This is a genomic window from Pseudoalteromonas sp. Bsw20308 (assembly GCF_000310105.2).
In the GTDB taxonomy this organism is placed as follows: domain Bacteria; phylum Pseudomonadota; class Gammaproteobacteria; order Enterobacterales; family Alteromonadaceae; genus Pseudoalteromonas; species Pseudoalteromonas fuliginea.
Genome location: NZ_CP013138.1, coordinates 3,882,533 through 3,903,444 on the forward strand (window position 1 = coordinate 3,882,533; position 20,912 = coordinate 3,903,444).

Annotated in this window: 21 protein-coding genes and 2 tRNA genes; 13 read left to right on the plus strand and 10 right to left on the minus strand. The window is 37.8% G+C overall.

What is annotated here, in order from left to right:
* Positions 1-243: 243 nt before the first annotated feature.
* On the minus strand, positions 244-1,188 hold the full coding sequence (ylqF, locus tag D172_RS17045) for a ribosome biogenesis GTPase YlqF (protein WP_007377881.1): 945 nt from the start codon (positions 1,186-1,188) through the stop codon (positions 244-246).
* A 91-nt stretch (positions 1,189-1,279) separates the two neighbouring features.
* Between ylqF and D172_RS17050 the strand changes: the two genes are divergently transcribed.
* Both D172_RS17050 and D172_RS17055 read left to right on the plus strand, forming a co-directional pair.
* On the plus strand, positions 1,280-1,816 hold the full coding sequence (locus D172_RS17050; RefSeq protein ID WP_007377882.1) for a YaeQ family protein: 537 nt from the start codon (positions 1,280-1,282) through the stop codon (positions 1,814-1,816).
* Between the two features lie 183 nt (positions 1,817-1,999).
* A complete protein-coding gene (locus tag D172_RS17055; protein WP_007377883.1) occupies positions 2,000-2,602 on the plus strand; it encodes a DUF7379 domain-containing protein in 603 nt (200 codons plus the stop codon).
* Here the strand turns inward: D172_RS17055 and D172_RS17060 are convergent.
* Entirely contained in the window at positions 2,599-2,808 is a 210-nt protein-coding gene (locus tag D172_RS17060) for a hypothetical protein (protein ID WP_007377884.1), read from the minus strand. The genes D172_RS17055 and D172_RS17060 overlap by 4 nt on opposite strands.
* A 335-nt stretch (positions 2,809-3,143) precedes the next feature.
* On the opposite strand from D172_RS17060, the gene D172_RS17065 reads away from it, so the two are divergent.
* Positions 3,144-3,617: a Dps family protein gene (locus D172_RS17065; protein WP_007377885.1), complete on the plus strand. Its 474-nt coding sequence runs from the start codon at positions 3,144-3,146 to the stop codon at positions 3,615-3,617.
* A gap of 367 nt (positions 3,618-3,984) precedes the next feature.
* On the opposite strand, the gene D172_RS17070 is transcribed toward D172_RS17065, so the two are convergent.
* Positions 3,985-6,849 (minus strand): TonB-dependent receptor domain-containing protein, encoded by a 2,865-nt coding sequence (locus tag D172_RS17070; protein WP_007377886.1) that lies wholly within the window; start codon positions 6,847-6,849, stop codon positions 3,985-3,987.
* Between the two features lie 252 nt (positions 6,850-7,101).
* Here D172_RS17070 and D172_RS17075 point away from each other — a divergent pair, with 252 nt between their 5' ends.
* Positions 7,102-7,854, plus strand: coding sequence for a LytR/AlgR family response regulator transcription factor (locus D172_RS17075; RefSeq protein ID WP_033023770.1), 753 nt, complete (start codon positions 7,102-7,104; stop codon positions 7,852-7,854).
* A gap of 22 nt (positions 7,855-7,876) precedes the next feature.
* Here the strand turns inward: D172_RS17075 and D172_RS17080 are convergent, their stop codons facing one another.
* The 4 genes from D172_RS17080 to D172_RS17095 form a co-directional block, all read right to left on the minus strand.
* Positions 7,877-8,275 carry a hypothetical protein gene (locus tag D172_RS17080; RefSeq protein WP_033023771.1) on the minus strand — a complete coding sequence of 133 codons (399 nt, stop codon included), beginning with the start codon at positions 8,273-8,275 and terminating at the stop codon, positions 7,877-7,879.
* Between the two features lie 58 nt (positions 8,276-8,333).
* Positions 8,334-10,409, minus strand: a complete 2,076-nt coding sequence (locus D172_RS17085) for a S9 family peptidase (RefSeq protein ID WP_007377889.1) — start codon at positions 10,407-10,409, stop codon at positions 8,334-8,336.
* A gap of 144 nt (positions 10,410-10,553) precedes the next feature.
* Complete coding sequence (locus tag D172_RS17090) at positions 10,554-11,123, minus strand: hypothetical protein (protein ID WP_007377890.1); 570 nt, start codon at positions 11,121-11,123, stop codon at positions 10,554-10,556.
* A 226-nt stretch (positions 11,124-11,349) separates the two neighbouring features.
* The gene (locus tag D172_RS17095; protein WP_007377891.1) at positions 11,350-12,006 is read right to left on the minus strand and encodes a cytochrome b/b6 domain-containing protein; all 657 of its coding nucleotides are present in this window, start codon (positions 12,004-12,006) and stop codon (positions 11,350-11,352) included.
* 107 nt (positions 12,007-12,113) lie between these two features.
* On the opposite strand from D172_RS17095, the gene D172_RS17100 reads away from it, so the two are divergent.
* The 3 genes from D172_RS17100 (at position 12,114) to D172_RS17110 (ending at position 13,684) form a co-directional block, all read left to right on the plus strand.
* On the plus strand, positions 12,114-12,818 hold the full coding sequence (locus tag D172_RS17100) for an AzlC family ABC transporter permease (protein WP_007377892.1): 705 nt from the start codon (positions 12,114-12,116) through the stop codon (positions 12,816-12,818).
* Positions 12,815-13,114, plus strand: a complete 300-nt coding sequence (locus D172_RS17105) for an AzlD domain-containing protein (protein WP_007377893.1) — start codon at positions 12,815-12,817, stop codon at positions 13,112-13,114. Before D172_RS17100 ends, D172_RS17105 begins: the two co-directional genes overlap by 4 nt.
* 72 nt (positions 13,115-13,186) lie before the next feature.
* On the plus strand, positions 13,187-13,684 hold the full coding sequence (locus D172_RS17110) for a glutathione peroxidase (RefSeq protein WP_007377894.1): 498 nt from the start codon (positions 13,187-13,189) through the stop codon (positions 13,682-13,684).
* Positions 13,685-13,802: 118 nt separating this feature from the next.
* Here D172_RS17110 and D172_RS17115 read toward each other — a convergent pair whose 3' ends face one another.
* On the minus strand, positions 13,803-13,988 hold the full coding sequence (locus tag D172_RS17115) for a PA3496 family putative envelope integrity protein (RefSeq protein WP_007579801.1): 186 nt from the start codon (positions 13,986-13,988) through the stop codon (positions 13,803-13,805).
* Positions 13,989-14,376: 388 nt separating this feature from the next.
* On the opposite strand from D172_RS17115, the gene D172_RS17120 reads away from it, so the two are divergent.
* Positions 14,377-15,171 (plus strand): YggN family protein, encoded by a 795-nt coding sequence (locus D172_RS17120; protein ID WP_007377896.1) that lies wholly within the window; start codon positions 14,377-14,379, stop codon positions 15,169-15,171.
* A 237-nt stretch (positions 15,172-15,408) separates the two neighbouring features.
* On the opposite strand, the gene D172_RS17125 is transcribed toward D172_RS17120, so the two are convergent.
* A complete protein-coding gene (locus D172_RS17125; protein ID WP_007377897.1) occupies positions 15,409-16,851 on the minus strand; it encodes a PLP-dependent aminotransferase family protein in 1,443 nt (480 codons plus the stop codon).
* A gap of 102 nt (positions 16,852-16,953) precedes the next feature.
* Between D172_RS17125 and D172_RS17130 the strand changes: the two genes are divergently transcribed.
* The 5 genes from D172_RS17130 (at position 16,954) to D172_RS17145 (ending at position 19,804) form a co-directional block, all read left to right on the plus strand.
* Positions 16,954-17,883, plus strand: coding sequence for a DMT family transporter (locus D172_RS17130; protein WP_007377898.1), 930 nt, complete (start codon positions 16,954-16,956; stop codon positions 17,881-17,883).
* A 530-nt stretch (positions 17,884-18,413) separates the two neighbouring features.
* The gene (locus D172_RS21600; protein ID WP_007377900.1) at positions 18,414-18,554 is read left to right on the plus strand and encodes a hypothetical protein; all 141 of its coding nucleotides are present in this window, start codon (positions 18,414-18,416) and stop codon (positions 18,552-18,554) included.
* A 218-nt stretch (positions 18,555-18,772) separates the two neighbouring features.
* Positions 18,773-18,863, plus strand: a tRNA-Ser gene (locus D172_RS17135).
* Between the two features lie 52 nt (positions 18,864-18,915).
* Positions 18,916-19,008, plus strand: a tRNA-Ser gene (locus tag D172_RS17140).
* Positions 19,009-19,315: 307 nt separating this feature from the next.
* A complete protein-coding gene (locus D172_RS17145; protein ID WP_007377901.1) occupies positions 19,316-19,804 on the plus strand; it encodes a DUF4124 domain-containing protein in 489 nt (162 codons plus the stop codon).
* Here D172_RS17145 and D172_RS17150 read toward each other — a convergent pair.
* Complete coding sequence (locus tag D172_RS17150; protein ID WP_007377902.1) at positions 19,788-20,912, minus strand: aminotransferase class V-fold PLP-dependent enzyme; 1,125 nt, start codon at positions 20,910-20,912, stop codon at positions 19,788-19,790. The genes D172_RS17145 and D172_RS17150 overlap by 17 nt on opposite strands.

Sequence of the window (20,912 nt, forward strand, 5' to 3'; positions counted from 1 at the left end):
CATACTGACTTGTAACGGAATGAATTGATTTGTTTCTCGACCCTGAAACAACGTGTGGCGCACGTAAACAGCTATGGTTACTTGTTATGAACCGCAACGCCCCTTGATGTTGATGATGAGTAACCGCCCTACTATTTTACTTGCTACATTGCTCATATCGGTGACGGTAGATATGAAACTAAAAAAGCCCTTACGGGCTTTTTTTATGTCTGTAATTTAGTTGGTTAAATTAAACTAAATCAATTAACGACGGTTTTTACGTGCGCGTGCTCGGCGTTGTTTTTTCTCTTCTTCTTTAGCTGCCTTTTTAGCTTCTGCTGCAGCGCGTAAACCAGCAACCATTACTTCTTCTTCCTCACGCATTTGCGGGGTTTCCATAGTAATACGGCCAATAATACCGTCGCGTAATTCGTTGATTAGTATTTCAGACATTTTGTATGTGTCTATTTGATTGCCACCACGAATACAGCCACGTTTTTTACCCGCCATTTCAACAAATTCCCAATCACTTTCTGGTAATTCATCTATTTTATAACGCCCTTTTAATAACTCTGGGTATGCACGCAATAGGTACTCAGCTGTGTAACTTGCTACTTCTTCATACTCAAGTGCTGTATCACGAATGGCACCGGTGGCGCCTAAGCGATAACCTGAGTTTTCGTTTTCTACTTTTGGCCAAAGCATACCTGGCGTATCGTAAAGCATAATACCGTCTTCAAGCTTAATGCGTTGTTGCGCTTTAGTAACAGCAGGCTCATTACCTGTTTTTGCAACTATACGCCCAGCCAATACATTAATTAACGTAGATTTACCCACGTTAGGAATACCCATGATCATGGCTTTTATTTGCTTATCGGCGCCTACTTTATGCGGCACTAACTTTTTACAAAGCTCATTAATACGGTGTACTTCAGCTGCTTTATCGTGACCAAAAGAAATCGCTTTAACGCCATTTTCTTGTTCAAAATAATCCTTCCAAATTTGCGTCATTTTAGGATCAGCTAAATCAGCTTTGTTCAAAATTTTGATGACCGGCTTACCTTCACGCAAGGTTGCCACCATCGGATTTTCGCTACTGTAGGGAATGCGCGCATCTAGCACTTCAATGATCACATCCATTTGTGGCATTATTTCTTTAATTTCATTACGGGCTTTATTCATATGCCCAGGGAACCACTGGATAGCCATTTTTAACTCCTAACGTATAATTAACCGCTATTTTAACTGGCAATTCATTTAATTGCGCTATACTGGCGCAAATTTTTTTAGATTAGTTGTTATGGCTCTTAAATCCACCATTATGAAGGTGCAATTATCGCTTAGCGATATGGACCGCCACGTTTACCAAGATTTTAGTTTAACCTTGGCACAACATCCGTCAGAAACCGACCAACGGTTAATGATTCGCTTGCTCGCTTTTGCACTCAATAGCTGTGATGGTTTAGAATTTACCAAAGGGTTAAGTGCTGACGATGAGCCTGAACTTTGGCATGTAAACTACAGTGAAGAAATAGAGCTGTGGGTTGAGCTTGGCTTACCAGACGAAAAACGCCTTAAAAAAGCCTGTAATAAATCTAAAAAAGTGGTGCTATATACTTATGGTGAAAACAATCAAGCAATTTGGTGGCAAAAACACCAACCTAAATTGTATGAATTTAAAAACCTGAGTATTTTTAGCCTTGATTACGCAGCCACACAAGCACTTACTGCTTTGGTTGATCGTGGTATCAAGCTCGCCATTACCATTCAAGATGGTGAAGTGTGGGTAAACACCGATACAACTAATATTGAAATAAAACCACAGCAGTTAATGTAACTACGGTAGTTATACCAATTGCATTAAATTAGTTATCTATTATAGCGACAAATAAATAAGTCGATAACAAGGCGAAAATTATGACACATAGTTGTTCTATCTAAATAATTTTTAACGCAGGTAGCGGATTATTTAATACGCTAGAATGATCATGTTTTTAATAAAATTGGTATTAGGGAGCGTATGAAAGTTAAACACGTTATTGTTTTACATGGCTTGTATATGTCTGGCTTTGTTATGCGCCCACTGTGCTCTCGCTTGGAAGAATCTGGTGTTAAGGTATTAAACCTTACTTATAATACGCTTGATCCAAACCGCGATGCTATTTTTGCTCAAATTGATGAATTTATTGCAGGTGAACCTTCTGCACTCGTATGTCACTCAATGGGCGGATTAGTCGCTCGCGCATACCTAGAAGCTAATTCAGTTGCAAGCCAACACATTACAAAAGTAGTTACTTTAGGCACGCCTCATCAAGGTAGCCATATAGCGCAAAAAATGAAACAAAAAGGCTTTGAATCTTTTTTAAAAAATAGTGTTGAATTTTTGCTTACACAAAATGGTAACTGGCCATTTAAAGCTAAGCTCTACAGCATTGCAGGTGACTTACCCATTGGTTTAATGCCCCTTATAGTTAAAGGCAGTAAATCAGATGGCACTGTATTGCTTGATGAAACCAAGCTCAAAGGTATGGCTGAGCACAAAGTGTTTCATTTAAGCCATACCAGTATGATTTACTCACGCGAAGTGGTCGACTACATTTTAAAATGCTTAAGCGAGAATTAATCCTCGCCAGCCTCTGCAATTTTATAACTAATTAAAAATATAATACCCAGCACGAGTGGTATTGGCGCTGCTATATAACCAAAAAAGTCTGAATTAGCAAAGCTAGCTCCGGCCAAGTGAGCAACTAACCCTAGTACAAATGCTACCACCGCTATGCCTACAACAATTAACTCCGCTTTATTTTGCTTAACTGTTTTTGCATGCATGTTATCTCTCCTAATTATTTCGACAACATTATTATGCGCCGTTAGGATGGATGATTTTTGACCTGCATCAATAAAAAAATAGCTAAGTTATTACCTTGAATAAAGTTTGTTTTAGATCATGATTTATATACTTTTAAGTTTTATTTATTTTTGAGGGGTAGTATTTTTATTAATCAGTCCCACTTCTATTAATAGTCTAAAGTGAATACAGATACCAAGAACAATTGATAGGTTAAAACGATTAACTAGATAAATTTAAACGATTTTACTAATTTATCGAAGTTAGTAATACTTATCACAAGTTCACAAATCAACGGTTATTCAAGGAGCAAGTTATGTCACAGGTAAACGCAATAGGTCTAAACAGTGCAAAAAGTGATGACATCGTAAAATCACTCAATACACTATTAAGCAGCTACCAAATTCAATACATGAATGCGCGTGGTTTTCACTGGAATATTAAAGGCCGTAACTTTTTTGAGCTACACGTTAAATTTGAAGAAATTTATAACTTATTACTTTTAAAAGTAGATGAAGTTGCCGAACGTATTTTGACGTTAGATGGCGCTCCATTACATGCATTTTCTGATTACCTCGAAGTAAGTAAAATTAAAGAAGCTAAAGGTATTAGTGATGGTGTTACAGCCGTAGAGAACCTACTCGCTGGTTACAGTACGTTAATTCACATGCAGCGCGATATTTTAAACCAAGCAGGTGATGCAGACGATGAAGGCACAGCCTCACTAATGAGTGATTACATCTCAGAGCAAGAAAAACTGGTTTGGATGTTAAAAGCGTACTTAGATTAATTTTAATCTAAAAAAGATAAAAGCCCTCATAGAGGGCTTAATTAGGGATAAATCGTCGAATAATCAAACGTTTCGATTATTATATTACCCCCTTATTCAATCTAAACAACGCACCTGTTACCAGTGGCGTTTTTTTTGACTTAAGCGGGTAATAAAACATATTCTAATTAAATTAATTTACACATTAAAACTTAATATCATCGAGTACACACTGGTAAAACTACTAATTAGGCTTATTTTACAAATTATTTCGCAGTAGATAAAAGTAATACTGTGTAAATATACAAAAAAGACCAGTAGCTAGCGCTACTGGTCTTTTCATTTAAACCGTCAATTTATTTTATGACGGAGATTTAATTACATGCTATTAAAAGTCCTGTTTGTAATTAACAAACCAAGTTCCACCTGGAATGTCATGCACAGAATAAAAAGAGTTACCGAATGGGTTTAATGCAACTGGTGGCTCTTTCTTAAATATATTTCTCATGCCAACACGAACACTTGCTTGCCAAGGTAAAGCATAACTAGCTGATAAATCATGATACGTTACGCTACCTATACGATTTAAGCCACTTGGGTTATCTTCGCTAATAGCAGAGCGCATATTACAAAGCTCTCGTGTTGCAATTCCATCCTCTAAAAAGTTCTCAGGAATAGAACATGATTCTGTTATTTCACTAGTATATCTCATACCCCATGTAACAACTAAATCATCAAAAGACCAAGTCGTATTAAATGTTCCTCTCCAGCGCAGAATATCACTATCAATTCGAGCAACTTCATTTACTGCATCATTAATACTTTCATCAGGTCCAGCTGAACGGTAAGAGCCAGTGTAAGAACCGTTAAGGCGGAAGTTGAAGTTACCGTAGTCCTGGGTTTGGAAAGCATAATTAGCGTTAAAATCGACACCCTCAACTTCAAGTTTATCTAAATTAAACTGTGATGTACGAATAGTCGCAACTCGCCCGTCACCTCTTCTTTCAATAAATCCACAGAACTCACTTTCACCTTGGACGTAGCAACGATTTAGCATACCAGCAGCAGAAATAGATGAGAGCGCATCGTTAAGCTCAATCTTATACATATCAACGGTCATATCAAACCCTTCCAACCAACTAGGATTGAAAACCACACCAAAAGTAGTTGTATTACCTTCTTCAGGTTGTAGTCCAGGGTTACCACCATTTAATGAGCGTAATTGGCCTGTAGGTTGAATAGAACCACCATCAGGAACACCATCAGCTATACATAAAGCTTGTGTATTAGCTGATTGAAGCGGGAATTGCGTTGTGTTACAAGGATCTTGAGTAGAAGGAAACCCTTCTCCGCCGCCAGCAAATAAATTGTCTACCGATGGGGCGCGGAAAGTATCAGAATAATTACCTCGAAACATTAAATCTTCATATACGCGCCATGTGAAACCAAACTTGAAACTCTCATTATCAAATTTAGATGTTATTGGGTCGGTTCCAACAAAGCCACTATTTTCGAAATCAGAAAAACGACCAGCAATACTAAGCTCTAAGCTTTGAACACCTGGTAATTCAGATAGTAATGGTATTGCAAACTCAAAGTAAGACTCTTCTGCAGTCTGGCTACCGTTTGTTGGTTCGCTGAAGTTACTTGAGCTTAAACCAGCAGCAACAACAGAATCAGGATTATCTACGAAGCTATTAGTACGTTTTTCATAACCTGCCGCAAAACCAACAAATCCAGCTGGTAATTCAAATATTTCGCCAGAAATATTTGCTGTAAAGTTAGTTGTACCTGTTTTAACTTGGTTATTTAGTTCATAGCCAATGTAGTTAGCCATTTCGTCTGTAAAACCTGTTTCACCATTAAATAGGTTTAAAGGCACACAGCCTGAAATTACATCATCCGCAGTTCCACACTGCGCTACACCATCTTCAATAAAAGATGGACCAACAGCATTTCTTAGGTTTTGTAAATTTACAAAGTTTTCACCGTGTTCATTACGACTGCTGTCACCACGTGACATAGATACATCCCAAAATAGGCTTGTATCAGCAATTTCAAACTCACCTTCAAAACCACCTGTAATAAAGTAAGTATCATAATCTTGAATGTTGGTACGCGGGCCAATTGGTAATGTTCTAAAACCAAATGCGGTTAAGTCCTCACCGAACGGGTTATAAATATTATCTTTGCTGTAAGGAATTTCCCACTGTGGACCAGAGAAACCAGCTACAAGAGGAACAGCTGCAATTTGAGTTACAGACTTACGCTGATTGTACGTGAAATCCACAAATGCATTAAGCGTATCTGAGAACTCATGATTTACCTTAGCGAATATATTTAATCGCTCTGAAGGTGTTTTTAAATAATTTGTTGGGGCGAAATTATAACGATGTTTAGTTCCAAACGACTCAAAATCGTCAGCAGTCCTTACGCCCGCACCTTCTTTTTCTGGGTCGAGTGATTTAAAACCATCTGAAGTATTAAAAATACCATAGAGTCCAAATGCAGAACCACGTGCTTCTGGAATATAAGCAACAGGAGTTGATGAAATGTCACGATCTCCAGCACCAATTTCTTTATCTTCAGATTTTGAAATATTTAAAAATAATGATGTATCACCTTTGATTGTACCAATTGAGATACCAGCTTGTTTATACTCACCATCACCTTCAAAATTTGCACCAATTGTTGCATCAAGACTCACGCCTTCAAAGCCATCTTTAGTGATAATATTTACAACACCTGCGATAGCATCTGAGCCATATACAGCAGATGCGCCATCGGCCAAAATATCTACACGCTCAACTATAGCTATAGGGATCTGTGAAATATCAACTTGACCTCCTCCTAGCGCTAGGAACCGGCGGCCATCTACCAAAACTAGAGTTCTGTTATCACCTAAATTACGTAGCGAGATAGTTTGAGAACCATCATTACCATTCGTATTGTTTGTTAATTGTGATAAACCGGATAAATCAGCTTGTGCCACTGTTTGAAGAAGTTCACCAATACTTTGCACACCAGATGACTCAATGGCTAAGCGACCAATAGAAGTAACTGGTGATGACCCTTCTATATCTGCACGCTTTATTCGTGAACCAGTCACTTCAATACGTTCAACTTTCTTTACTTCCCCTTCTTCGGCTGCAACACCTTGAAACGAAAAACCCGCTAATAATATACTACTTAGCGCAACTGTTAGTGATGATTTTTTAAATAATCGCTCACTACCGTTGTTAGTTAATATCATGTAATTCCCCTGAATTATTTTTTCTTGAATTGTTATTTTTGTAACTAAATAGTTACCTCACGAATCACATTAAGGGGATTAGCATTGAGACTCTATACACGTTCCTTACAAGGCACCTATATTGGTACAAGTTGCAAGTTTGGTGGGATAAGTGAACAAATCACAATGGTTTTATAAAAATATTATATTTTCGTAACATTTTTTTCCATTTAGTACGGTCTTTATTAATCTGTACAACGAGGATATAAAATAATGACCACTTCTTTTCATGCATTAACATTTGTTAGCAACACTGAATTTGCAACATTTTTAACAAATCGAGTACAAGAGCATAGACACTTTGAATCTCAATCCCTAACACAACAAAAGAGGTTAGATCAGATAGATACAAGTCAATACAACGTACTTTTTTATGAGTTAACAAGCATGTCTGACCCTATGCAAATAGTGCATTTAACTGAACTTGCTAAAAAACTGAAATTAGTCATTATTGCCCAGTCAGACCACTTTGCCAATTTTGCATTTGAAGTGGGTGCAATTGATTTTTTAATATTAGATTCAACTGCACCACGTATTGATAAATGCTTTGATAAGTTGATTCGCTTATGCCCAATTGCAAGCACGGCCGAACGTCAATATCAGCAAAGCGCACAAACTGAAAAATCATCATCACATATAGTAGTTAAAGATGTAGGTAAAGTAAGATTAATTGATATCAATGATATTATTTGGATAAATGGTGCAGGCAATTATGTAGAGCTGCATTTTACCCAAGGTAGTACACCGGTGTTACACCGCGAAACCATGAAAAATATTGAGCAGCAGCTTGAGCCTGAAGGGTTTATTCGTATTCATCGCTCAACGCTGGTAAGAAAACAAGCTATTTGCGAACTGATGCCTACTGACAGTGGCGATTATAAAGTAAGACTTAAAAACGATATGTGTTTAAACCTTTCAAGGCGCTATAAAGGGTGTTTAGAGAGTATTATAAGCCCTCTTCAGTAGCGGTTTATAATACTCATATTAATTACCAGTTCTGTTTTATATAACTATCACTTGGATGCACTAATAAATAGCTTTCGGTATCTTTATAAAAATTAACTTCTACATCGCTATTTTTCCATACTTTTTCAAACATGTTTTTAGCTATGATATTAATGTTTATATAGTCAACTCGTTGATAGCCACGTTCTTTTACACCCGCAAAATAGGCCTCTAACGAATCAAGACTATCCAGAGTTAACAGCTCAAACTCTTTTAAGTTAACAATCACAAACTTAATCGTATTTTCAGGGTGAGTGCTCAATTCTTGAATAACACCATTAGTTAATGATGTTATACCTTCATTATTAAAGCTCCCCTTCAATTTTAAATACATATGAGGTGGCTGCGAGAAAATCTGGAATTCGCCATGTGCTCCAAACATAAATTGCCTTACAGATATCAACTTATATATAGAATAATACAATTTTCCGATTTTGCAGTTAATTTAACAGAGCAATAAAAAAGGCCATTTCGAGGGCTTTTTCTTCTAAGCTTTTAAAACGACCTGATGCACCACCGTGCCCTGCATCCATATCTGTTTTAAAGACTAAAATATTACTATCCGTTTTGAACTCACGCATTTTTGCAACCCATTTCATAGGTTCCCAATACTGCACTTGCGAGTCATGAAGACCGGTAGTAACGAGTATGTTCGGATAGTTTTGTGCGCGAATATTGTCATACGGCGAGTAAACTTCAATTACATCATAAAACTGTTGATCGTTTGGATTACCCCATTCATCGTATTCATTTGTTGTGAGCGGAATACTCTCATCAAGCATCGTGGTTAATACGTCTAAAAATGGTACATGACAGCCAACACCACAATATAACTCTGGTGCTTGGTTTACAACCGCTCCCATTAATAAACCACCTGCACTGCCGCCTGAGGCAAACACCTTATTGCTATCACAATAGCCTTGTGCGACAAGCGCTTTTGTCACATCAATAAAGTCACTAAAACTATTTTTTTTATGCTCTTTTTTACCTTGCTCGTACCACTCGCGGCCTAGCATTTCAGAGCCTCGAACATGCGCTATTACATAAACAAAACCACGATCGAGCAAGCTCAGTGACGAACTAGAAAAACTAGGATCAATCGTATAGCCATAGGCGCCATAGCCGTATTGAAATAACGGATTTGAGGCATCCTTTTTAAAGCTGTCTTTTCGATAAACAACAGATACGGGGACTTTGATTCCGTCGCGAGCAGTTACCATTAATCGCTCCGACTGATAGTCATCGGCATTAAAACTACCGAGTACTTTTTGCTGTTTAAGTAGTGTTTTTTCGCCTGTTGTTAAATCAACATCATATAAAGAACCCGGTGTTGTTAAGCTTGAGTAATAAATACGCGCAGTACGTGTTTCTGGCTCTGGGTTCATTGCTATAGCGGCATAGTAACAAGGATCGGCAAACTCAAGTGCCATACAATTTCCTTGCCTATTAACAACTACAAATCGAGATTGCCCTTGCTCGCGTTCACTCAATACTAAAAAGTCATTAAATAACTCAACACCTTCAAGCAGGACATTTTCTCTGTGAGCTGTATGCTCAAGCCATTGTGTTTTATCAGCAATCGTTTCGTTTGTTGCCGTCATTAATCTAAAGTTTTTAGCTTGCCAGTTAGTCACAATATAAAATGTGTCACCTAGCTTATCTACGTCAAACTCGTGGCCATCTTCACGCGGCATTAATGCTTCAAATTCGCCAGTGGGCTTATTAGCATCAAGCACCCATGTATCGTTGGTCTCTGTCGATGCTAAATCAATAATAATTAAGCTTTCGTCGCGGCTTTTACCAAGCCCCATAAAAAAGCTACTATCTTGCTCTTCGTAAACCATTACGTCTTGGCTTTGCTCGCTACCAAGCTCATGCCGAAACACTTGATAGCCTAATAATGTTTTTAAATCTTTTTTAACATAAAAAACGGTTTTATTGTCATTAGCCCAAACAACTTGCCCTTCTGTGTTTTCAAGTACATCAGGTAGCATCTCACCTGTTTCAAGGTTTTTAAAACGCACTAAATATATACGTCGGCCTTCAGTATCTTCAGAATAAGCCATAAGTTGTTCACACGGGCTAAGAGCGACTTCACCTAATTCAAAAAATTCGAACCCTGCCGCTAGCACATTTATATCTAGTAAAAGCTCTTTATTATCAGCCTCTATGCTGGTACTACGGTAATGGCGTGAATATTCATCATCGCCACGCACTTCTGAGTGATACCAATACTTTCCGTCTTTAACGGGTACCGAGTTATCGTCTTTTAGAATACGCGCTTTAAGCTCTTCAAATAGTGTATTTTGTAATGGTTTTATAGGTGCTAACTGTTTATCACAATAGGTATTCTCAGCATGCAAATGCGCTAGTACGTGTTCATTTTGACGTTCATCATCACGCATCCAATAATAGTTATCGACACGTGTTTTATTATGCGCATTGAGTATATGAGCTTGCTTTTTAGCGATAGGGACGTTAGACAATAAATTTAGAGAGTGATCAGGATGAGGCACAGAAAAGACCAATTTGAAAAATAACAATAATTGCAGTTTACCATAAAAATAAAAAAGCCCACTCAATAGTTGAGAGGGCTTAGAAGGTAATACGTTTCATTACTAAAATCGTTCTACCTATGGGAAGAAGGTTCTTTATATTTATTAATCTGATACTTGTATCCATGCCATAGCCCAGCTTTGTCCAATGCCGGGTTCAAACATAACTTTATTCTCATCATTAACACGGCAAAATTCATTGAATGGCCAAGGCCTACATTGATAAATTTTTCCCGTTTTAGGTTGTAGTACTTTTGTACCTGCATTGTAAGAATCGCTACTTTGTGGATAAATAAATTCATATGCGTCACATTCTTTAACTACATAATCATCACATTTCGCGATGCAATGAAAATCAACTTGGACTTTACAAATACCACTACTTTGCAATGCAAAAATTTCATTTTGTCGATAAGCAACAACGAGCCCTTGTTCAGTCATTCGCCCTGCGCTTATTAATGGTATATGCACATTAATGTGCTCGGCAACTAAACGCGGCCATGCATGGGGTTCACCTTGCTCTAACGAGGTGATTTTATAATCAAACGATAAACTGACTAGCTCTCCTTGCAAGTCATAAAAGGTTACACTCACCACATCACCAATAAATAATTGGGTATGATGATTTAAACAACCTATAGTTGACCACTTTCCACAGGCCAACGACGTATGCATAAACACAGCAACACCTTAAGAGTCACAAACTATTACCCATACCTATATGGATACACAAAAAATACATCTAGGGCAAGTTATACGCACTAATAAATCGTGCAAAAAATTTATCCTCACCTTAATAAGCTAATCACTTGATGATTATAATTTGCAACCACACAACAATCAAACAAAAGAATGTAATCAAAATAAAAAACTACCCCTTTAAGGTTGGTTTAATGTGTTTTTAACTAAACAAATAAGTTAAAGGCTCTTTCGCCCACGTAAATACCAGCAACACCAATAAAGATATAAATATTAACCACGCAGGCCAAGACGCTTTAGTTACTTTAGCCTCAGAGTCATCCGCTTTTAACTCTTTTGAGCCTGTGATCATCGCCTTAACTAGCGGTTTGCCTTTTATTCTATAAATGATAATAGCCAATACGTGCAAGCCAATAGCATAAAGTAAAATGTCAAAATTCAGCTCATGTAGCCAATTGGCAAAATCAATCGTATCGCTAGACACATATTGAGCAAGCGGCCCGTCAGTTAAAATACCATCACTGCTCATTAAGCCACTTACAAGTTGCGTTATGATCAATATAAAAAACACTATCACCATACAGCTACCGGGTGCCGAATGGCCTAGCGATTCGCTTGGTGTTTTTAGCGCCTTTAAAATAGCACGAGGAGAGTGCAGTAACCCACTTAATCTCGCGGTTTTGCTACCAATAACACCCCATATTAAACGTGTTACTATAAGTGCTAAAGTAAAAAAACCAGCGACAAAGTGAAGCTCAATCATGCCCTCTTCAATACTAAAATAAAGCACTGCAATACTTACAACCAAAAACCAATGAAAGCATCTTATAAACCCATCCCACACTTTTAACGTCGTCATTGTGCCTATCCTTAAAAAAACAGTATTATTTAATTTGTTAACTACTTTAACATCATAATATTAAGGTATCCTTATGAGCCATTCTACAAGCCGTGAGAGTAAATATCATGCAACCAGTTAAAAAAGCTATTTTAAAAGGCTTTTTAGATATGCTACCACTGTGTTTAGCCGTTGTTCCTTGGGGTATTTTATGCGGCTCTTTAGCGATTCAAAATGGTTTTAGCGCCTTTGAAACCCAAGCAATGTCGTTATTAGTATTTGCAGGCTCTGCACAGCTTGTTGCGATTGAACTTATGGCGGGCAACACACCATTGCTCACAATTTTATTCACAACGTTTATTATTAGCTCTCGGCACTTTTTATACGGTTTAGCTGTGCGTCATAAGGTCATTGATCAACCTATGCGTTGGCGCTTACCGGTGAGCTTTGCTTTAACCGACGAGCTGTTTGCGTTTTCTCATCATCGAAAAGCATATAGAACAAAAACACGCTTAATATACGCATTGAGCGCTGGCTTTAGCTTTTATATTGCATGGAATATTTGGACATTAATTGGCATTGTAGCGGGCACAATGCTGCCCGACTTAACTAATTTAGGGCTCGACTTTGCGATTGCTGCCACGTTTATCGCGTTGGTTATTCCGGGAATCAAAAATTTGGCCTCACTTGTTACGGTAATTGTAGCAGGCGTTAGCGCAACGCTTTTAAAAAGTACCGGATTTGAGTTATGGCTTGTTTGCTCAGCGCTGCTGGCAATGAGCGCAGGTTACGCTACAGCAAGACTAACCGCTAAAAAGGAAGCAACGCTATGATGACAAATATTTTACTTATGGCGTGCATTACATTTTTTACGCGTTATTTATTTTTACACCGCGCTTTACCGTTTAAAGTAGGTCCTAAAATGCAGCAATTTTTAAGCTTTAGCGCACCTGCGGTGCTTACAGCAATTTGGGTGCCTATCGTATTTTTAAATGAAGATAGCATTAACTTAAACTGGCAAAACCCTTATTTAAGCGCAGCGATAGTCGCCATTATTGTTGCCTATAAAACACATAATATTTATTACACAACGCTTGCCGGTATGGGGCTATTTCTAATTTTAAATTAGAGTGCTCTTTATACTTTATGAAATACTGTACTCAGGTTAAAATACCGGTAACAACAATAAAAAGACGCCAAAATGCACGAATTTCATCAATTAAGCGCAACAAGCTTGCAGGGTCAACCTATTAACTTTAATGATTTTGAAGGTAAAGTTGTGCTTATTGTTAATACAGCAAGTAAATGTGGATTTACCTACCAATACGAGTCGCTGCAAGCTTTACATAATAAGTATGCCAGCCAAGGTTTAGTAATTTTGGGGTTTCCGTGCAACCAGTTTGGTCAACAAGAACCCGGCGGCGCAACACAAATAGAGCAAGGATGTTTAATCAATTTTGGCGTGAGTTTTTTAATGGCGGCCAAAGTAGATGTAAACGGTGAGCATGCACATCCCGTCTTTCGTTATTTAAAATCAGCCTTGCCTGGTTTTTTAACACGCAAAATAAAGTGGAATTTTACTAAGTTTTTAATTGCCGCAGATGGCATGCCAATTAAACGCTATGCACCTTTTACTAAACCCAAAAAGTTAGAACTTACAATCCAAAAAGCATTAGCGCAGGCTAAAAGCACGCTTTAAAAGTAATAAAGAGGCGCGAGGCCTCTTTATTGCCAATACTATTAAAACTTAAACATATCGACTAACTGCACATTTAAACTCTCAATATTAATTGGTATTGTATTTATACTAGCGTGATTTAGTCGGTGTAATCGCTTAAATCGTCTTCGCCTAGATTTTTACGCAAGCGTTTTTGCTCAAGGTAGTCTTCCAACTTTTTCTTAACCTTTTGCTTGTTCTTATCGTGTTGATTACGTCCGAGCATTTCGTACTCGTCTTCAACAAAATCGTCATCTAGCGCATCGTAACTAAATGTCTTACCCACAACCCACTCCATAAAGTGTTTGAGACCAGCCAAGGATTTTATTATCGCAATAGCCGGTAAATTAAAAATGTTTAACACCAAAATGCGCTGCAAATTAGCATCAAAATAAAGCCACGTGACTATCGTAAATAGTCTTCATGTCAGTAATGTGAATAAATAGCGTTAAATTTCAATTGTGGAAAGTGAGAGTTTTTTATCGTATCGATAAATATTGCTTATAGATTTGTAGAACTTAGTTAATTTGACTAAAAAATAGTTTATTTTTAACTTAACCCAACCTATTAAAAAGGCCTCGGACAAATTAACTTACTGTTTATTATAATAAAAAAATAATGGCATTAAACTTGTTATTAGTTAATAGTCATCAACAAAAAAGCAGAGAATACACATGAAAAAATTACTATTAGTTAGCGCATTAATTTGTACACCAGCAGCTATGGCTCATAACGACAACGATTCTGCAATTTCATTTAGCAGCGATGAATGTAACGTCGAATTTAAAAACGACGTACGTATTAAACCAAACGAATTAGAAATTTTTACTGCCAATAATAAAGCCATGCGATTTAATACCCATGGTGACTTAACCGTAAATGGCGAATTTGTAGCACTTAATAACTCACAACGCGAAGCGCTAACCAAGTACTCTGATAGCTTACGCACTCAATTGCCTGAAGTAGCTAATATAGCGCTTGAGGGTGTTAAAATTGCCGGAGTAGCATTAGAAGAAGTAGGCAATGCATTTAATATTGACGGTCTTGATAATATGTCAGAGCTTATGGACGACATTAAAATCGAAGTAGAAAACACATTTTACCAGCAAGGTACATTTGTGATGGGCCAACAAAGCTTTAATCAATTTGGCTCAAACTTTGAACAACAGTTTGAGCAGCAGATAGAAACAGCGTTTGAATCAGCAGTGATGCAATCAATGGGCAGTATTTTAGTTGCTTTAGGTTCTGAGTTACTTGGTTCAGGCGGTGATATGGATGCCTTTGAACAACGTATGGAAAATATGGGCGCACAAATAGAAGAAAAAGTAGAGCTACATGCAAGCGCACTAGAAGAACGTGCTAACTCTTTATGTGGAAACTTTGCTGATATTGCAAAACAAGAAGAGCAATTAGTAATGCAAGTGCCTGAGCTTGAAGGTTACCAGTTATTTAGCTTTAAACAAAATTAGTACAGCAAACGTTATTTAACATCCCTTTGGCAGCACTTAAGTTTACTTAAATGCTGCTTTTTTGTGTTTCGCAAACTTATACCAACCTGCATAAATCTTTGATCAATTTAACGAATTAAATTGCACTATAACTTCGTTAAAAATTTTTATTTAGAACAACTAGATACAAAAACTTTTGCCTAGTTATAGCGTAATTTTCTTAACGTTAAATAGACCCCATATATAAGCAGATTGGTATTACTTTTTAGCTAATAAAGTAAGCTTACCCAATGTAACTATTGCTTGCTCAATTTGCGCGCTCCATTGCACACCATAACTTAACCTGACGCAGCTTTTATATTTATTAGAGGCCGAAAAAACAAGCCCAGGGGTAATACTAATACCGACCTCAAGCGCAAGTAAAAACAATGTTTGACTATCGTACTCGCCTCCTAAATCTAGCCACATTACGCAGCCTCCTTTTGGATTGCTTATACGTGTGTTTTTTGGCATTGCTTGTTGTAAGCACCATCGCATACGCTCTTTATTATCGCGCAAGCGCTGCCTAAGTACTTTTAAATTTCGGTCGTACTCGCCGCTGGCAATAAATTCAGATAACGTCCATTGGTTTATTAAAGAAGCAGAGCAACTTAGCGCTCTTTTATATCGCCTTGCTTGCGTTGCAAATTTACCCGCAACTAACCAACCTACACGATAGCTCGGCGCTGCCGTTTTAGAAAAAGATGAGCAACTAATCACTAATCCTTTTTTAGAGTACGCTAAAGCAGGTGTGCCTCGTTTTGCCGTAAAATATAAATCGCCGTATACGTCATCTTCAATAAGCACTACGTCATGACTTTCAAGTAGCTCCACCAGCTGCTGTCTATTTGTATCAGGCATAAAGCTGCCCACAGGGTTGCTAATTGCTGTCGAGAATAAACACGCTTTTATGTCATGCTCATTTAAAGCGCGTTCCAAATCACTTAACCAAATACCATTATCTGGGCACAGTGGTATTTCGAGCGCTTTAAGCCCTAGGCTTTCTATTAACTCGATAATTCCGTGATAACAAGGCGTCTCAATAGCAACTACATCGCCAGGCTTTGTTACACATTTAAGCGCAATAGCCATGGCTTCTTGCGCACCATTGGTGATCACAAGCTCGTCCATATCAATGCCAATACCAAAATCTAAATAGCGATGCACCAATTGCTTTTTCAGCGGTACAAACCCATCTGTTGGCCCATAGTTAATAGCTTTACTGCCCGCAATTGTCATTACACGGCGCATGTTTCTGGCGAGTGCTTTATCGGTGGGTGCAGCAGCAATTGGATTAGCAATACCAAAAGGGACTACGTTAGCTTGATGAATCGCACTGTACACCTGCTCTATTAAGGCTTGTTTATTTACCACAACAGGCTCGCGACTTAATTTAACGCGCTTAGGCAAATTGCGCGCCATGCTAACGACTTTTAAAAAATATCCCGATTTTTCACGTGCTTCTACTAACCCCTGATCTTCAAGTACTTGATACGCTTGTTTTACGGTAGGGATACTTATGTTTAAGTTATCTGCCATTTTGCGCAGTGATGGAAGTTTTTCGCCAGGCAGTAAAACCTGTTGGGCACTCATATCTCTGATCAACTGAATAACTTGTTGATATAAAAAATCGTGCCCTTGGCTATTTTTTTGTCTTATCATCACACACCCAATCTGTATAGGTTACATTTTTACTTTTCTGTATATGGTAAGTATACAGATAGGTCTTAAAATAGCCATTCAATCGGGCTTTGGAGAGTAACCATGAAAAGTGCAGCGCTATACATTACAACCGTTTTAATTTGGGGTTCTACTTGGTTGGCCATCGAATTTCAACTGGGCGATATTGCGGTAGAGTTATCGTTATTTTATCGCTTTACTATTGCAGCGCTTTTGATGTGGTTATATGTAGCGTACAAAAAACCCGACATGCGATTTAAATTACTAGATCATGGCTTTTTTGTTTTATTAGCCATTTGTAATTTTGGATTAAACTATTTAATGCTTTACTGGGCGCAAAATTACTTAACCTCCGCAATGACCTCAATTGCCTTTTCAATGCTGCTGGTTATGAACATAGTTAACACTCGACTATTTTTTGGTAAGCCAATCTCAAAACGAATTTATACAGGTGCTGTACTCGCTGTGTTAGGTATTACGTGTCTGTTTTGGCCACAGTTACAGCAGTTCGACTTGAGTAATGGTGCGTTGGTCGGGTTACTACTTGCCCTTGGCGGCACCTTTGTGGCTTCATTAGGAAACATGGTAAGCGTTCGTAATTCTCGTAAGCAAATTGGTGTATTGCAAGGCAATGCATGGGGTATGTTATATAGTGCTATAGGCTTAGCTTTATATGTATTAATGAACGATGTGCAATTTAGTTTAAATGCTCCACCAAGTTACTGGTTATCACTAATTTACCTATCAATATTTGGCACCGTAATCGCTTTTGGGTGCTACTTTGCACTGCTAAGAAATATAGGCCCTGAAAAAGCCAGCTACGTTATTGTTTTATTTCCATTAGTGGCAGTAACACTGAGTAGCTTTTTTGAAGGCTTTGAATGGCATGCAAATACCTTTGCAGGATTTAGCCTAGTGCTATTAGGTAACGCCATTGTGCTTACCCCAACAAAACAAATTAATGCCTTTTTAGCAAATAGAGCAATAGCTAAAAGTGGCTCCGTCCCCAGTTAGACGCGTTATTTAACGCAACTAACGCAAAGCGCCTACAGTATGTAGGCGCTTTTTTATTACCAATATAGTGAAAAACAAATAAACTCATCATTGCAGTGCCATTGACTCGTTATAATAAACGCCATCATCAATGAACAATTTCAAATAATTTAAGCTGTTTTTTGATTATATATTTACCCACATTAGTAATTATCAATAACAGCAACTTTACTGATATAAAACATAGCCGAAAAGCATGAAGAAAAACACTTTAATCAAAATAATTTAATCTGAATAATTAGTCAAAAAAAACAAAGTAAAATGCATAAAAAACCTAAACAAGCACACAAGCCTTGCAAATATAGAGCAATAGGTATTTTGTTTTTTAAATAACTATTCAAAACACTTATTTAAAAAGTAAAATAGAACGTATTTAAAAGATTTTCACATCAAAATAACTAATGCTTCACACTCAATTTTTATCGTTGTATTTTTAATCAGTTAACGTGCAAAATGCACTCGATTTCAACAGACAAACTCGGAGCAAGGTAATGAATCCAATTAATACATTAAACCAAACGGCATCTGCGCACATTGCGGTTAAACCAACTAACCGTAAAGCAAAAATGTTAGCTAGACTTAACACTATTGGTAAAAGGTTAGCACTTAGCGGCGCAGCTCAATATAAATAATCACCCAACCATGATTATTTTTGCGGTGCAGCAAACACTCAACCACTAAATGAAGCCTCTTCTTTAGCTCCCACAGTTTGCTGCAACCTATTTATTATTCAAAAACTGCCTTAATTTCCATTTATTTACAAAAAAAACCTCATTTACGTACAAATATTAGGCAAACAGTCATTTTGCTATTTACACAGCGGTATCACCTAAGTATTATTCTGCGTCACGGAGAGATGGCAGAGTGGTCGAATGCACCGGTCTTGAAAACCGGCATGGGTTTATAGCCCATCTAGGGTTCAAATCCCTATCTCTCCACCATATTTTAATTGGTGGCTTTTTTTACTTCCATCAATACAACCGGTTATGCGTTGGAGAGGTGTCCGAGTGGCCGAAGGAGCTCCCCTGCTAAGGGAGTATAGAGTTTGTAGCTCTATCGAGGGTTCGAATCCCTCCCTCTCCACCATACTTAATTTAAACCACTTAATTGTGGTTTTTTTGTGCCCAAAATTTAACACCGATACTAAATTGGGAGGGTGAGAACCCTCGACAGGGTTCGACAAAATGTCTGGAACATTTTAGGCCGCTGCAAGCGTCGCGCAGCGATTGATTACATGGATGTAAGCAAGTCTATCCCTCCCTCTGGACCATACTTAATTTAAACCACTTAATTGTGGTTTTTTTGTGCCTAAAATTTATAAAAACTAAACAAATTGTGCCTTGTAATAACTTCGGGCATTATTAACACAACTTTAGCCACTTTAGGTTTAGCTATGATCCGATTCATATTGCTATCAGTTTGCGCGGCAGTTCCATTTTTTACCTTGGCACAAAGTACAACAGTGTATAAGTGTGTAATTAAGGGCGTTACTACCTTTAGCCAAACGCCTTGCGCTAAAGATGCACAAGTTATTACTCTTAAAGATATAAACGTAATTGAAGCATATAAAAGCTCTACGCCCGATAAAGGTATTAGCGACACCTCTGTGGATGACTACTTAGAGGTTCAGCAAATAGAGCGTGAAATAAAGCGTCTTGAGCTATCTATTGCACAAAGCCAAAAAGAATACGCAGCTAAAAAACAGCAGATAGATTACATGACTCAAGATAAAGCCAATCGTTTAGGCGCTTCATCTATTGCTGATGCTATCGCAACTAAAACAAATTCGTTAAAGCAAGCTTACGACGCATCAATTAATCAAATGCAGCAAAAAATAGAGTCATTAAAACAAAGACAGCAGCAGCTTAGCCAAAACCCTTAAGTGCTCGTTTTACTATCGAAATAAACTGCTCAACGTCTTCTCGGGTATTATAAATATGTGGCGATACTCGTATCCCAAATTTACGAGCATCTACGCTGACTTTCGCTTTATTAAGCTCTGTAAGTAAATAGTCTTGCTGCTTGTTAAAAAATAAAATAACAGTCCCGCTGCATTTATCACTACCCATAGGTGATGCAACATATTCAGCTAGTTGCTCATGAATAAGCGTAAGCATAGCTAAATTATGATCCCTTACCTTGTGAGCAGTTAGCTCTGCAAAGTAATTAATGCTATTTGCAGCGATAATATAAGGCGCTACAGAAGGTGTTCCACCCCAAAACTTAAGCGCACTGCTGTTATATTTAAAATTATTAATATCGAACTCAAATGGATTTTGATGCGAAAACCACCCCACATCTTTAGGCTCACAGAACTTTATTTGGTTTTTGTTAACCCATAAATAAGCTGCACCTGGGCCACCACATAACCATTTAACGCTCGAGCCAATCATAAAGTCAGCATCGAGTATGCTTAAATCAAGCGGTATCACACCCGCTGACTGAGCAACATCAACTATTGATAAACTATTGGTTAATTTACTTATAGCTACAATATCGTATACCGGCGCCTGTACACCTGTATTTGAATACACATGACTTATAAAAACTAAATCGATGTCGGCGGTTATATAACGTTGCCAAACACTAATATCAGTTAGGTTTTCGTGCTCTGGTATAAACATAATTTGCGCACACTCTGGCAACGCTTTTTGCATTGCAAAACCCATGCTCGGAAAATCACTTTGCGCCATAAGCACTTTACAATTTTTTTGCTGTAATCGAGGGTGCGACATAAGCAACTTTGTTAAGCCACTTGATAAATTAACTTGAGGACAAAACTGCGAACTAGGCGCATTAAATAACTTACCAAGCGCGGTAGTAAATTGCTCAACTGCGGGCAGCCATTGTTGCCAAGGTTCTTTATTTGAGCTCTCCCACGGTAAAAAGTAGTGCTGTGCTAAATATTGCTGTGTATTTTTAAGAGGACGCCCTACCGAGTGGTTTAATAAATAACAGCCATCTGCCATACAAAAATCATTTTTAAGCAT